The sequence below is a fragment of the Alloprevotella tannerae ATCC 51259 genome (assembly GCF_000159995.1).
GTDB classification, from domain to species: Bacteria; Bacteroidota; Bacteroidia; order Bacteroidales; family Bacteroidaceae; genus Alloprevotella; species Alloprevotella tannerae.
Genome location: NZ_GG700643.1, coordinates 489,422 through 502,483, shown reverse-complemented (window position 1 = coordinate 502,483; position 13,062 = coordinate 489,422). Strand labels below are relative to the sequence as shown.

Annotated in this window: 13 protein-coding genes; 4 read left to right on the top strand and 9 right to left on the bottom strand. The window is 50.7% G+C overall.

Features of this window, described 5'->3' with window-relative positions; all coding sequences use genetic code 11:
• Positions 1-28: 28 nt before the first annotated feature.
• Both GCWU000325_RS08160 and GCWU000325_RS08155 read right to left on the bottom strand, forming a co-directional pair.
• On the bottom strand, positions 29-730 hold the full coding sequence (locus GCWU000325_RS08160) for a M15 family metallopeptidase (protein ID WP_006255911.1): 702 nt from the start codon (positions 728-730) through the stop codon (positions 29-31).
• Positions 727-1,245, bottom strand: a complete 519-nt coding sequence (locus tag GCWU000325_RS08155) for a nitroreductase family protein (RefSeq protein ID WP_040599539.1) — start codon at positions 1,243-1,245, stop codon at positions 727-729. Before GCWU000325_RS08155 ends, GCWU000325_RS08160 begins: the two co-directional genes overlap by 4 nt.
• A 301-nt stretch (positions 1,246-1,546) precedes the next feature.
• Between GCWU000325_RS08155 and GCWU000325_RS08150 the strand changes: the two genes are divergently transcribed.
• From GCWU000325_RS08150 to GCWU000325_RS08140, 3 genes are read left to right on the top strand one after another with little or no spacing between them, the layout of a single operon-like run.
• Positions 1,547-2,056, top strand: coding sequence for an RNA polymerase sigma factor (locus GCWU000325_RS08150; protein WP_006255908.1), 510 nt, complete (start codon positions 1,547-1,549; stop codon positions 2,054-2,056).
• Complete coding sequence (locus GCWU000325_RS08145; protein ID WP_006255907.1) at positions 2,046-2,606, top strand: hypothetical protein; 561 nt, start codon at positions 2,046-2,048, stop codon at positions 2,604-2,606. The genes GCWU000325_RS08150 and GCWU000325_RS08145 overlap by 11 nt, the downstream gene beginning before the upstream one ends.
• Entirely contained in the window at positions 2,596-3,069 is a 474-nt protein-coding gene (locus GCWU000325_RS08140; protein WP_006255906.1) for a DUF4252 domain-containing protein, read from the top strand. The genes GCWU000325_RS08145 and GCWU000325_RS08140 overlap by 11 nt, the downstream gene beginning before the upstream one ends.
• Positions 3,070-3,140: 71 nt before the next feature.
• Here GCWU000325_RS08140 and GCWU000325_RS08135 read toward each other — a convergent pair whose 3' ends face one another.
• The gene (locus GCWU000325_RS08135) at positions 3,141-3,329 is read right to left on the bottom strand and encodes a hypothetical protein (RefSeq protein ID WP_040599537.1); all 189 of its coding nucleotides are present in this window, start codon (positions 3,327-3,329) and stop codon (positions 3,141-3,143) included.
• Positions 3,330-3,454: 125 nt separating this feature from the next.
• Here GCWU000325_RS08135 and GCWU000325_RS08130 point away from each other — a divergent pair, with 125 nt between their 5' ends.
• Positions 3,455-4,156 carry a DUF421 domain-containing protein gene (locus tag GCWU000325_RS08130; RefSeq protein ID WP_006255904.1) on the top strand — a complete coding sequence of 234 codons (702 nt, stop codon included), beginning with the start codon at positions 3,455-3,457 and terminating at the stop codon, positions 4,154-4,156.
• Positions 4,157-4,172: 16 nt separating this feature from the next.
• Here GCWU000325_RS08130 and GCWU000325_RS12270 read toward each other — a convergent pair whose 3' ends face one another.
• The 6 genes from GCWU000325_RS12270 to GCWU000325_RS08100 form a co-directional block, all read right to left on the bottom strand.
• Positions 4,173-4,367, bottom strand: coding sequence for a hypothetical protein (locus tag GCWU000325_RS12270; protein WP_006255903.1), 195 nt, complete (start codon positions 4,365-4,367; stop codon positions 4,173-4,175).
• Between the two features lie 191 nt (positions 4,368-4,558).
• Positions 4,559-5,578 carry a hypothetical protein gene (locus GCWU000325_RS08120; RefSeq protein WP_006255902.1) on the bottom strand — a complete coding sequence of 340 codons (1,020 nt, stop codon included), beginning with the start codon at positions 5,576-5,578 and terminating at the stop codon, positions 4,559-4,561.
• A 44-nt stretch (positions 5,579-5,622) separates the two neighbouring features.
• Complete coding sequence (locus GCWU000325_RS08115; protein ID WP_040599535.1) at positions 5,623-7,962, bottom strand: TonB-dependent receptor; 2,340 nt, start codon at positions 7,960-7,962, stop codon at positions 5,623-5,625.
• A gap of 222 nt (positions 7,963-8,184) precedes the next feature.
• Positions 8,185-8,508, bottom strand: a complete 324-nt coding sequence (locus tag GCWU000325_RS08110) for a hypothetical protein (RefSeq protein WP_006255900.1) — start codon at positions 8,506-8,508, stop codon at positions 8,185-8,187.
• 1,045 nt (positions 8,509-9,553) lie between these two features.
• On the bottom strand, positions 9,554-10,762 hold the full coding sequence (locus tag GCWU000325_RS08105) for an NADP-dependent isocitrate dehydrogenase (protein WP_006255896.1): 1,209 nt from the start codon (positions 10,760-10,762) through the stop codon (positions 9,554-9,556).
• A gap of 30 nt (positions 10,763-10,792) precedes the next feature.
• A complete protein-coding gene (locus tag GCWU000325_RS08100) occupies positions 10,793-13,039 on the bottom strand; it encodes a hydratase (protein WP_006255895.1) in 2,247 nt (748 codons plus the stop codon).
• Positions 13,040-13,062: the final 23 nt, after the last annotated feature.

The window sequence follows — 13,062 nt, the reverse complement described above, 5'->3', positions numbered from 1 at the left end:
AAGCCCTCAAAAACGGCGGTTTCATCGCTTATCGGATGAGTTTGTAGTGTGCCTTGGCTTGTGCGCGAGTTTTGAAATTAAAATGCCACCATTCCGTGCGCAACACTTTGAAGCCCCCGACCGCCATTACGCGCCGCAATAAGCGCCTGTTGGCTACGGCCGCCGGAGAAATGCGCTTTTGTTTTAAGAATTCCTGCTCCAAATTGACGTGCGACAAACGCCCCATATAGTCGATCTTCGTTCCCATCGGGATGGTGTCGCCCGTCGCCGCGTTGCAGAGCGTTATGTCTACGGCCAAACCGTAATTGTGCAAGCCCCCGCCGTTGGCCGGATTGCTCACGTAAATGCTTTTGGGCGTCCCTGCCACGACATTAAACATCTTTTGTTGCACCGACATCGGACGTGCGGCGTCGTAAACCTTGAGCGAGAGATCCGGACGCAAGCGCTTCAGCTCGGTTTGTGCCCGTTTCAGCGCCGCGGCCGTGGAGGGAAGGAGGTAAGCCGTGCGAAGTTCTGTATAAAGAACCTGGCCTGTGAAGTTGTCGGCGCGGCCATACATCAAGCTAACCTGAATCGTGGGATCCACGCTGCGGAGGTCGACGAGTCCCTGCCGCTCCATTGACAATTCCGTAGGCGTCTTCGTCTGGACGGCGGGCGTTTTCTTCTGCGCAAACAGGAGTGAGGCCGCTGCGCAAAGCACCAAAAGAAGCGGCCGATGCGGGCGACTCATCGCACGTAGCGAATATAGTCGTCCTTGCGCGGTTTTTCGGTCGTCGGGAGCTTGTCGGGATAACCTACAATGCAATGGCCGATGCCTTCATAATCGCCTTCGATGCCCCAGGATTTGAGCAGCGCTTTGCCGGCTTCGCTATCAAATTCTTGCTTGGCACGATGTATCCAGCAACTTCCCAACCCCAGTGCGTGAGCAGCCAATTGCAGATTTTCCATTACTGCAGATCCGTCGTAAAGATACGTGTGCTTCGTGCGGTCAGCCAAGACTACGAGCACGACGGGTGCGCCATAAAACGGGTCAGCCTTGGTGCCGAGGATCTCAGCATTCATTTGCGAGAGCTGATCCCGCACTTCTTTGTTCGTGACGGCGACGATGATCGCCGCTTGTGCGCCGCGGCCCGAGGGGGCAAAGGTGCCGGCCTCCATGATCTTGTTTAAAACTTCTTCCGATGGCATTTCGGGGCGGTAAGATTTGCAACTCCGACGCGTTAACAATGCTTCTAATGCTTCCATATTGTAAATTGGTAAAACTATGATGCGAGGTTCGCCGCGCCCGATGGTATATTTATATATGTATCTCCATCAGAAAGTTCGGCGAATCTAAATGTTGTCGGTACAAAAATACGACTTCTCGACGAAAAGATGTAATTTGGCAGCCGGAATGACAGCTGAAAAAACTGCTCGATAGGCTTAAAGACAATGCAAGAAGGAAACGTTGGCAAAAAAACTTGCAAAAACTGGTCAAATCTAAGTAACTTTTTCCCACAATAGGCGTCTACTTTACAGAGGGCCACAAAAAGAGAACAACAACCCGGTGAAAGAAATCGATTTCCGAGAAGATCTGCTCCCGCTTAAAAACAAACTGTACCGCTTAGCGCTCAGAATTACGCTCGATACAGCCGAAGCCGAGGATGTAACGCAAGATACGCTGATACGCGTGTGGACAAAACGCGAAGAACTGGGCGCTTTGAATTCTCTGGAGGCTTATTGTCTGACTGTTTGTCGCAACTTAGCGCTCGATAGGCACGACAAAAAAGAAGCTCAAAACCTCTCTCTCGATGCAGCATACGAGGCTGCCGATCGCTCGCTTTCCGCTCAGGAGCAATTAGAGCACGCCGAAAAGCTACGACGCGTGCACGAATTATTCAATAGCTTGCCCGAAAGGCAGAGAAGTGCAATGCAACTACGCGACATCGAGGGGAAAAGTTACAAGGAAGTGGCCGAAACGCTCGGCATAACGGAGGATAACGTGAAAATAACCCTCTTCCGCGCCCGCCAAGCCATCAAAAAACAATATCTAAAAGAAGAAAGTTATGGATTATAAGTACATCGAACAGCTCTTGGAGCGCTATTGGGAGGCGCAAACCACGGAGGCCGAGGAAGCTATCCTGAAGACTTTCTTTGCACAGCCCGATGTGCCCGCTGCTTTGGAGCGCTATCGTCCGCTTTTCGCTTACGAAGAAGCGCAGCAGTCGGTCGGTTTGGGCGCCGACTTCGATGAGCGCTTGCTGAAATTCATTGCCGCGCCTACCAAGGCCGACGAGCCGACGCAGCAGATGCAAAAAACATCGCCCACATTAAGAGTAAAGGCCCGTCGCGTCAATGGCGGCATCAGTTTCCGCCCGTTCTTTCAAGCTGCCGCCGCAGTGGCCATCGTTGTGTTGGTAGGTATCGGCGCGCAGAAGTCGTTTAATCGCGATAAGGAGGCTTGGGATTACAACCCCAACAATTATAGCGACACTTATAACAATCCGGCGCAGGCCTACCACGTAGTAGAAAGCGGCTTGAATATGTTTCAGCGTACCGCCTCCGCCGATTCGACCAAGGAGCAATCGCCCGAGGTGGAAAAAGATCCGATAGTCAATGAGGAATAGAATACTACTGCTGATTTGCGGCCTGTTGATGTGCATCGCGGCCCAAGCGCAGGTCGAAACGGACTTCGCTTCAAACTACTTGAAGCTGTATGCGACAAACACTTCGCTCTACTGCACGACCGTCAGCCCGACGATGATCAACCGAATGCTCTCAATGAAGACCTTGCCCAAGGATCGGCAGGCTCAGCAAGCGCTGCAATGCATCAAGAGTGTGCGCATCGTCTCCAATAATAACGCTAACGAGACGTCGGGCCTGTTTGACAAAGCAAAAAGCCTGCTTCAGCAGAACAGCGATCGCTTTGCACACTACAACGACTACGACGGCAAGACGATTTACGTGCGCCGAAAGGGCGACACAATTGTAGAGGCCGTGCTGCTGACAAAGACTGAGGGGCGCTTGTACGTAGTCGACGTCACTGGCAATATGACTGAAGCCGTCATCAAAAGCTTAATAAATTCGTAAAACAAGATACAAACACTGGTCGATCCGCATTTGGCGGAGAATATACAAAACATCACTGCTCTATTAAAACATCAGAAAGAGAATGTGCCGCAGGCATTTCTCTCCCACGTATCCGGCGGGATCAGAATAGCGGGAAGTTGACAACGAAAGTTGCGCTTCCCGTTTTTCGTACCCTTTCCGAGTGAGGGATGTTCTTGAATTGTACAGCCAAGTTTGACCGGCCGCTCACGGAAGCCGGCCGTAGTGCGATAAAGTAGCATTTTTGGCAAATACAAGTCGACAGCATCGCCGGCCGATGGCGAAAAGAAGGCTGTAAAGCTTCTTCTTGCAGAAGAAATACCTAAATTTGCGACAATTACTAACTAAACATTTTAAGCTTTATCTTATGGATCTTTCTCAACTTGCAGACATTGCCCTCAAACTCATCGTAGGTATGCTGGGCATCTTAGCCTTTTTACGCATCGTCGGCAAAGGTCAAATGGGCCAGATCACGCCGCTCGATACGGTCAGTGCGTTTGTGATCGGTGCACTCGTGGGTGGCGTTGCCTATAATCCGGATATGACGATCCTCCACTTAATCTTCGCCTTCGCCGTCTGGATCATTTTCAACCTGTTCGTGCGTTTCTGTATGCGCTCTGCACTGTTGCGTCGCTGGATCAAGGGCACGAGCGATTATCTCGTAAAAGACGGCATCTTAAACTTTAAAGTGTTTAAGCGCAACAGCTTGGAGATGGAGCAATTTCGCGTTATCCTGCGCCAAAAGGGCATTTATTCGTTGTTTGAGGTCAAAGATGTATTGTGGGAACCTAACGGCGCCATAACCGTGACCAACCATGAGCAAATGTCGCATTCGTTTCTGATTATCAACAACGGCGCGATCAATGAGCACAACCTGAAACATTGCAATAGAACGCCGGCTTGGGTCATGCGCAATCTGAAAAAATATGGTTTCCGGTCGCCTTCCGACCTCTTTTGTATGGAATGGACTCCCAAACAGGGCTTCTATATCGTAGCGAAGAACGGCGACGTGAAGCGTGGCCCCGAAGAAGTGCTCGCTGAAGACATCTTAAACGCGGAGCAAACTTAGTCTCTCGCAAATCATATCAGAAAGCCTCGGACGCAGCATAGCTTTCGGGGCTTTTTTCGTGGTGCTTAAAGTGGAGAGCATCTGATTTTTTGCTTACGCTGATGCCTTTGTCCGCGTACGCCGACCCATAAAGCGAACGTCTCGCACAGCTTTTGCGAAGGCCTTCGATGCGCTTACGGCCTTTACGCTCGTGAGCGTAAACCTTTTTCATCACGAGCTGAAACCTTTTTTCTCGTGAGCGCAAACCTTTTTTATCACGAGAGCAAGGTCGCGAAGGCGAAAGGAGTGCATCGCGAATGCCATACCGCGCATAAAAAAATCGGCCCCCGTTGCCTGCTGAATGAGAGCAACACGGGGCCGACTTTACGTCGGGCAGCGCTCAGTGGGCTTGCCGTCTTTTAATTAGAGCCATACGTGGCCTGATTCACCATCGCTGTCGTCCCAAATAAACTTCTGATAGTCGGTCAAAGCCTCCGTCCAAGTCAGGTTAAAGGCCTTCATGATCGCTTGTATGAGTGCGTTGCCGGCTGCATCGTAGCTGTTTTCGGGCACTTTGCTTACATCCGTGCTGCTTTCAAGTCCGTCAATGTATTCTTCGCGACTTGCGTAAACGACGATGGGCACGATGACGTTAATATCCGAAGTTCCGAAAGCCTGGCTGAAAGCCGAGCGCTTGTAGAATGGGTCGAAGTCGCTCGCAGCCGGATCTTTCTTGCCTTTGAATGCGTGCCAGAGCTGTATGCGCAGGTCAAACTTTACGCGATTCTTTAAGAAACGCATTGCGCCTTTGAGTCCTATCGGATTGGAGCGGCCCGTAATTTCCGCTTCGCCGCTGTGGTGCGTTTTATCCCAAGGCGTTGTGTCCGTATATTTATAGTCAATGTAGTTCGTAGTCTGAGTGCCGTCGGCCAAAGCTGCGCCGGTCATCAACTCCGTTGCGTTGGAGATGGTGAAATAGTGCTGATGCAGGCGATCCTGACCGCCTTCTATGAATTGATTGTTCATAAGTTGTCCCTTCTTATCGTAATATTTGATGAACAAAAGATAGACGGGGGCCGGCGTAAAATTGCTGCCGGTATGATAATCGGCCGACTGACGCACGAAGAACGACTTCTGGCTGCCGTCAGCATAGCCCCAGCCTTTTCCTTCCTTGTTCTCGAAGGCGATTTCTTGCACCTTTTTCAGATACTTTGCCTTAGTTTCGGGGTCCTGATGAGCACCTCCTTCCACGTCGATCTTGTTCCAGTCGGCGTGCATGTGACATTCGTAGAGTTCAATCACCATCTTCGTAGGATCTTCGTGACCCTTCTCTTCGATAGGATTGGGGGGTGTGACCGGATCATTGCCACAAGCCGTGAAAGTTACGGCGAAAAAGAGGGCGAACACGGCCGCCGAGATTAGTTTGATTGCATTACGTTTCATAATTCTCTGTGTTTATAAAATGATTATTGTATGTGGTTTTTTGTCTAAAAGAGCCAGTTGACCTGCAAGCGAACGTCGCGCCCCATATCGTGAGCATAGTAACGCGAGCGGTTGGTGTACTCCTTGTAAAGCTTATTAAAGAGGTTGTCGACCGTGAGCGAAAGGCGCAGCTTTTGCCGCCCGCCGAGTGCCCATTCCGCACCTGCTTCGACGCCAAAAAGATGGTAGGCCGGCGGCGTGAAATTAACCAAATCGCTGGCCGGATTAAAGCGCCGCTGTTTTGCGACAAAGCGGTGGCGCAGACTGATCCAAGGTGCCGTCTTTCCCCACTTGATGTCGCTCAGCCCGACTTCTTGATCCACGCGCCAAGAGGGAATGTAGGGCAAGTAAGCCCGCGTCTTGCGCTCGTTGGCCCAAATCAGCGACGTTTGCAGATGGTAATGAAGGAATTTCAGAGGCCGCAAATCGAAAGCAGCATCGAAACCGCGGAAAAATGCGTCGGTTTGCTTGTATTGGAAAAGCGGATAGGAGCCGGAAATAACCGTTATAAACTGATGCGTGGGCTCGTCGTAAATATAACCGTTGATCCATTGCACAAAGGCTTCAGCTTTGAGGCCAAAAAGCTTGCTCTGGTAGTCGGCAGATACGATCCATTTCGTGCTTTGCTCCGACTTCATATTCGCATCTCCGACGACAAACATTCCCGATCCCAACTCGTTGCCATTACTGTAGAGTTCGTAAACGTGAGGTGCCCGCCAAGCCAAACCAAGGTTGGACGTCAGCGAAAAAGCGTTGGATGGCTGCACGTGAAAGCCCAAGTTGTAGGAAAGATTGCTGAATTTGTGATCTCCGGTATAGAGTTTTCCGGTATAATCATAGCCCGCGGCGCGCGTCTGTTGGTGATCGAAGCGCACGCCGGCCTCACCGCTCCAAATGCCTTTCCGATATTTTTGGATGAGAAAAGCCCCCGCATCGTATTCCGTGTAATTGGGGATGAGCGAAACCACGCCCGTGCCCGCTTCGTTCTTATTGCGAATGTGCAAGTACGAGATGCCGGCCTCCGATTGCCAATTGACGTAATCTTTAGTCCATTTTAGCTGGTTCTGAAACGAAGTTAGCGTCATACTTACTGCGGGAATGTGGGAGAGATTCATTCGTCTTACGCGAAATTCCTTGCGAATGTCGTTTTGAAAGGCTGTCTGCCAGAAGAAATGTCCCCACTTTCCACCGTCCAAAAACGCTTTTCCGATGGCCGTATGGTGTACGACGCGATGATAAGGATAGAGGATGTGGCGCGAAAACGGCAGTATGTACGTCGGGCGTCCCGTTTCGATGCGCTCCCGTAGTAAATCCTCGCTACCCAGTTGGGAACTCATCATCACGCCCTCTTTATGATCGAAGAGGCTGTACGATGTTTCGAGGCGCAGGGGGCCGTGGCGATAGCCGAGGTTCAGACTCACGTCTTGTTCCCTGTAACCCGTGTTGTTCAGAACGTAATCTGCCGTCCGCGCATCGCCGGAATTCAGATACGTGCCCTGCACGCGCCACGCCAAGTCGCGGAGAAAAGGCATCGAACCTTCGATTGTTGCGACCGCATTGTAGCGTAGGCCGTTCGCGCCTACGAGTCCGCTGACGCTACCTCCAATATTCGTCTCGCCATAAGGCAGCGGTTTTTGTTCTAAGATAATGATGCCGCCGAGCGCCTCCGATCCATAGCGCACAGCCTCCGCTCCTTTGACTACTTGGATGCGTGCGCTGCTGTTTTTGTCAATCTCCGGCGCGTGATCGAGGCCCCACTGTTGACCGGTCTGCCGCGCGCCGTTATTGATCATCAGGATTCGATTGCCATACATCCCTTGTATGACCGGCTTGGCCGTACTCGTGCCGGTCTGTATCGAACTGACGCCGCCCACCTTCTCGAGTAGCGAGGCGAGCGATTGACCCATAGCAGAGGAGATCGTCCGGCTGTTGATTTGCGATGCGACAGCGTTGACCGAGACTTCGTTTTTTGTGCCCCTAACGACCGCTTCACGCAGATTATTGGCGTAAGGGCGCAGGGTAACGATACGCTGGCCGCCGCTCAGCGTCAGATCCTGCCAATGGAGGGCCTGCGTCGTATAGCCGAGGGCCGATATTTTTAAGATTTCCTGTCGGCGCGGCACTGACGGGAGTTGGATAAGGCCGGTTGAATCTGCCGTAAACGTGGACTGCGCATAGGATAAAAGGGCGTCTTGAATCGGTTGACGCGTTTCGCTGTCAAGAACCAGTATGGCCGGCTTTGACGTAGTGCGAAAATTGTCGGACTGCTGTGCAAGCACGTTTTGTGCTGCCATCAAACAGATTAACAATAGGCCCCGAAAGTAGTGAAACTTATGAGGGTTCATCTGTAAAAAGTAAGATAAAATAAATGATTACAAAGTTTGCTTCCTATCGACAAGTGCCGATAAGGGGGATTCTGCCCGCTTGCAAAGGACTTCCGTCTGCTGCCAACGCAATATTTGATTCGCGCGTTTGGAAACGGCCGGCGCATCGTAGCTTTTAGGCCTTACAAGCCCCGCACCGCAAAGAGCGACAAGGCTGCAAGACGGCAAGAAAGCAGAATAAACTTAGAATAAGGGTGGAGAATTGGTGTTTACCGACAAGATTTGGCGGTAAACGGTCTGCATCACAAAGACAAAACGTTTGAGCGGTATCGATGTGAGTGGCTTTACAAAAACCGTAGGTTTGAAAGCCGTAGCTTTCTGAAAGACAAAATCGCAGACAACGCAGGATGCTTTAATCGTAGCTCCCGTTGTTTGCTGCATTTTGCCGAGATTGTCGGCGTGAAAGTCTGCCGTGTGGTAGTGCGCCCCTTTGAGTGTGAGCATAAAAGCGAATGTCAGCAATAACATCCACGCGTAAATTCGCCTTATGTGCTCTCTCTTTCTCATTTTCCTTCAAGATTAGACTTAGAAGGGCTGTAAAAACGGCCTAAGATGGCCTTAGTTCGGAGGCAAAGATATAGCTTTCGTCCGAACAGGCCATTGTCTTTGCTCGTTATTTTATACTATTTAACAGAGAACAATTGAGAAAAGGGCGAGATGGGTTTAATTCGCAATATTTATGATCCGATTCCTGCGCCACAGTTTCGGCCTTGTCAGCCGTTTGGGTGCAAATGGGTTTTTCAAAGTTTTGTCACTGTTTGGTAAGGGGACTACGTTCGCGGCGCGAGGCGGGCGTTTTGTTGTTTGGTGCTCATTATATGCTGATTATGTATCGATATTTAAGCAGTAGACCTTTATTTCGATTCGCACAATACGTGATGGCAGCGTTTTTTATCGTGAGAACAAAGGTGTACGCTCGTGAGAACAAAGGTGTACGCTCACGATGAAAAGGTCTTACGCTCGTGATGGTACACTGCGATGATGGGAATATATCTGTTTATAATGCGAAGTTTTGTGCAACTAAAAGAGGATTTTCGGTTTCGTTCGTGCGTTGGTCTCGTCCTGTTTCCGTTTGCGGACGTTTTGAAAGACCAACCCTAAGGGGTTGCTCAAGGGTGGGGCGCTTTAGGCAGGGTTAAAACGCTTTGCATTTTAACCCTGCCCTTCCAAAAGACTAACCCCGATGGGGTTATTTGAGGTGGTGGGCGAGTGGCGTCGGATGTGACTGGAATTTAGATTGAGTTTGTTTGGGTTAATATGTGGCGGGCGCGTCAGTTAGAACACCGGGCGTATTGATATTTAGGAGTTTTATGTCTTAAGTATGAGAATTTTGTCGTTTGTAATGCGCGGAAGACCTGTTATATGCGTTTGTAACCATTCGTAATCGATGTCTGGTGGTGCAATAGCTGATGCGGCCGATTTGCGCTTAGACGGGCAGGATACCAAAACGGCAGCCGCCCGATTTGCTTTACAACAAATGGGGCGACTGCGTGTAGGGAGATACGAAAAATCGGACGCAAGCGGGTTGCGTCCGATCTATAAAGTTTAGGGCTTAAGCCAAACGCTTTTCGAGACGTTGACGAATAGCCTTGATGAAGTTCTCTGAGTTAACAGCAGTCGGTGTGATGCCTTCCATCAAGTTAACGAGGTCCTTCGTTACGATACCTTCGTTGAGCGTATCGAAGCAAGCTGCTTCAAGCTCGTCAGCATATTTTACCAACTCGGGGAGGTTGTCGAGCTCACCACGCTTGCGGAATGCGCCGCTCCAAGCGAAGATAGTAGCCATCGGGTTGGTAGAAGTTTCTTCACCGGCGAGGTGCTTGTAATAGTGGCGCGTTACGGTGCCGTGAGCAGCTTCGTATTCGTATTTTCCGTCCGGACTAACGAGTACGCTGGTCATCATAGCGAGAGAGCCGAATGCGGTAGATACCATGTCGCTCATCACGTCGCCATCATAGTTCTTACAAGCCCAGATGTAGCCACCCTTGCTGCGGATTACGCGTGCAACAGCGTCGTCGATCAAGGTGTAGAAATATTCCAAACCGCGCTTGTCGAATTCTTCTTTGTACTCTTGGAATACTTCTTCGAAGACGATGCGGAATTGTGCGTCGTATTTCTTAGAAATAGTATCCTTCGTAGAGAACCAGAGGTCTTGGTTGGTATCTAAAGCATACTTGAAGCAAGAGTGTGCGAAAGAGCGGATTGATCTATCTGTGTTGTGCATACCCTGGATGATACCGGGGCCTTTGAATTCGTGGATAACGACTTCTTCTTTCTTGCCGCTTTTGCCTTCGAATACGAGCTTAGCTGTGCCTTCTTCTTCGTTACGGATTTCTACGCCTTTGTAAACGTCGCCATATGCGTGACGAGCGATCGTGATCGGCTTCTCCCAGCTCTTCACTGCAGGCTTGATAGAAGGGATCGTGATGGGCGCACGGAATACAGTACCGTCGAGCATAGAACGGATGGTTCCGTTGGGGCTCTTCCACATTTCGTGGAGTTTGTATTCGTCCATACGCTGGTGGTTCGGCGTGATGGTAGCGCACTTTACAGCTACGCCGTACTTCTTCGTTGCTTCAGCAGAATCGAAAGTTACTTGGTCGCGCGTTTCATCGCGGTAAGGCAAACCTAAGTCGTAGTATTCTGCTTTGAGGTCAACGAAAGGAAGGATCAGTTCGTCCTTGATCATCTTCCAAAGGATTCTCGTCATTTCATCACCATCCATCTCTACCAATGGGGTGGTCATCTGAATTTTTTTCATAATGAATGCTTATGGGTTAAATTGATAAAGTTATTTCTTGCGTTGTGCTGCGTAGTAATTCATCAGACAGCCTTGCGCCAAAATGTCGCGCTCGTCGGCCGTCAGGTTGGTGAAGAAGAGGTGGATCGGGGTTACGCCCTCAGCCGTGATGACTTGTGCATCGATTTCTTCTTTACCTGCGAGGATTGCTTCGCGGATGCCGGGAATGAATACCATATCGCCTGCTTTGTAATCGAACGGCGTTTCTTTAGCGATCGTGAACGGCACGATACCCCAGTTGATACAGTTGCTGCGGTAGCGCTTCGTAGCGTATTCGTAGCAGATGTTTGCGTCGCCACCTAATACTTTCTGGCAAGAAGCTGCTTGCTCGCGTGCTGAACCGTCGCCGGGACGATTAGCAAATACGCAGGAGCCGAATGAAGTGTTGTCGGCAGAAGCGCCTACTTTCTTCAATGCTTCGAGAACGTTGGCGGGCGTCTTGCCTGCGCGGCGCTCGAGATCTTCGCTCTGGATGCGCTTGCTCAATCCTACGTACTCGGGTACGCGGCGAGAGAGGGCGAACTCAGAAAGTTTGAGCGGGTTGGAGCGGTAGCTTGACGTTTCGCCGGAGGGGATCAACTCGTCGGTCGTAGTAACGGGGTCGTGGATAACGGCTGCCAACTCTACGAGCATATTTTCTGCCATTGGATACATCTTAGGCCAGTCTTTGATGTTAGGACCATAGCGTAACTCTTGCTGAGCGTCTGCCTTGCCGAAGCCGTTGTAGATACGGTGCTCGTAAACGGTGGGATCGAAAGCGTAAGGCTTGTAGTCGTTGGTGTATTCAATGTCAGTAGCTGCCGTGATTACACCGCCATTAGCTGCCGTTGCGGCGATAGAGCGTGCGTCCATCAATGCCACGAGCGAGATCTGGCCTTGGCCGGGCTTAGAACCTTCGCGGTTGGGGAAGTTACGCGTCGTGTGGCGAATGCTGAAGCCGTTGTTGGACGGAACGTCGCCTGCGCCGAAGCAAGGACCGCAGAATGCGGGCTTGATGATAACGCCTGCTTCGAGCAATACTTCTGCAATGTGGTTGCGAGTCGTAGCGAGGTAAACGGGTACAGATTGGGGATAAGCGGACATGGTGAAGTAGTCGTTGCCGACTGACTTGCCGCGCATAATAGCTGCTGCTTCTGCGAGGTTGTCGTACGTACCGCCGGCGCAACCTGCGATGATGCCTTGGTCGGCTACCATCTTGCCGTTCTTCACTTTGCTAACGAGGTCGATTTGTACTTTATCGCCATAGCGCTTGTGGGTATCTTCTTCTACGGCGCGCAAGACAGCCTCGGGGTTGGCTTGAAGTTCGTGAATAGATACGGCGTTGGAGGGGTGATAAGGCAATGCGATCATTGATTCTTGCTTCGAGAGGTCGATGCGAATCATTGAGTCGTAATATGCTACGTCGCCCGGACGCAATTCTTTGTAGAACTCGCCGCGACGGTGTGTGTCGTAGTGCTTCTTAACTTCTTCGTCTGTGATCCAGATAGAAGAGAGACAAGTCGTCTCGGTCGTCATAATGTCGATACCGTTACGGAAGTCGATCGGCAGATTCTTCACGCCGGGGCCTGCAAATTCGAGCACTTTGTTTTTCACAAAGCCGTTCTCAAACACAGCCTTTACCAAAGAGATGGCTACGTCGTGAGGACCTACACCCTTGCGAGGAGCGCCTTCGAGCCAAACCAAAACTACTTCGGGTGCGTTGATGTCCCAAGTGTTGCAAAGCAACTGCTTCACGAGTTCGCCGCCGCCTTCGCCGACGCCCATATTTCCGAGCGAACCGTAGCGCGTGTGGCTGTCAGAACCTAAGATCATATTGCCGCACTTCACCATTGCTTCGCGTGCAAACTGGTGGATAACGGCAACGTTAGCGGGAACGTAGATTCCGCCATACTTCTTCGCTGCAGAAAGGCCGAAGATATGGTCGTCTTCATTGATCGTACCACCTACGGCGCACAAAGAGTTGTGGCAGTTAGTCATCGCGTAAGGGAGGGGGAATTTCTCCAAACCGCTGGCGCGCGCCGTCTGTATGATACCGACGTAAGTGATGTCGTGGGACATCATTGCGTCGAACTTAATGCGCATTTTATTACCCTTACTTCCATCTACATCGTGTGCACGCAGGATGTTGTAAGTGATGGTGTTTTCCCTTGCTTCATCGGGTGTGGGAAGACCCTTTGCGTCTTTCGCAAATTCAGAACCGTTGAGTAGATAAACTCCTTCTTTAATTAGTTCTACCATGATAGTAATTTGAAATATTATGT

Bases quoted from the DNA above. Each gene is read 5' to 3' on its own strand.
- GCWU000325_RS08160 (WP_006255911.1), bottom strand. From the start codon at position 730: ATGAGTCGCCCGCATCGGCCGCTTCTTTTGGTGCTTTGCGCAGCGGCC.
- GCWU000325_RS08155 (WP_040599539.1), bottom strand. From the start codon at position 1,245: ATGGAAGCATTAGAAGCATTGTTAACGCGTCGGAGTTGCAAATCTTAC.
- GCWU000325_RS08145 (WP_006255907.1), top strand. From the start codon at position 2,046: ATGGATTATAAGTACATCGAACAGCTCTTGGAGCGCTATTGGGAGGCG.
- GCWU000325_RS08140 (WP_006255906.1), top strand. From the start codon at position 2,596: ATGAGGAATAGAATACTACTGCTGATTTGCGGCCTGTTGATGTGCATC.
- GCWU000325_RS08135 (WP_040599537.1), bottom strand. From the start codon at position 3,329: ATGCTACTTTATCGCACTACGGCCGGCTTCCGTGAGCGGCCGGTCAAA.
- GCWU000325_RS08130 (WP_006255904.1), top strand. From the start codon at position 3,455: ATGGATCTTTCTCAACTTGCAGACATTGCCCTCAAACTCATCGTAGGT.
- GCWU000325_RS12270 (WP_006255903.1), bottom strand. From the start codon at position 4,367: ATGAAAAAGGTTTACGCTCACGAGCGTAAAGGCCGTAAGCGCATCGAA.
- GCWU000325_RS08120 (WP_006255902.1), bottom strand. From the start codon at position 5,578: ATGAAACGTAATGCAATCAAACTAATCTCGGCGGCCGTGTTCGCCCTC.
- GCWU000325_RS08115 (WP_040599535.1), bottom strand. From the start codon at position 7,962: ATGAACCCTCATAAGTTTCACTACTTTCGGGGCCTATTGTTAATCTGT.
- GCWU000325_RS08110 (WP_006255900.1), bottom strand. From the start codon at position 8,508: ATGAGAAAGAGAGAGCACATAAGGCGAATTTACGCGTGGATGTTATTG.
- GCWU000325_RS08105 (WP_006255896.1), bottom strand. From the start codon at position 10,762: ATGAAAAAAATTCAGATGACCACCCCATTGGTAGAGATGGATGGTGAT.
- GCWU000325_RS08100 (WP_006255895.1), bottom strand. From the start codon at position 13,039: ATGGTAGAACTAATTAAAGAAGGAGTTTATCTACTCAACGGTTCTGAA.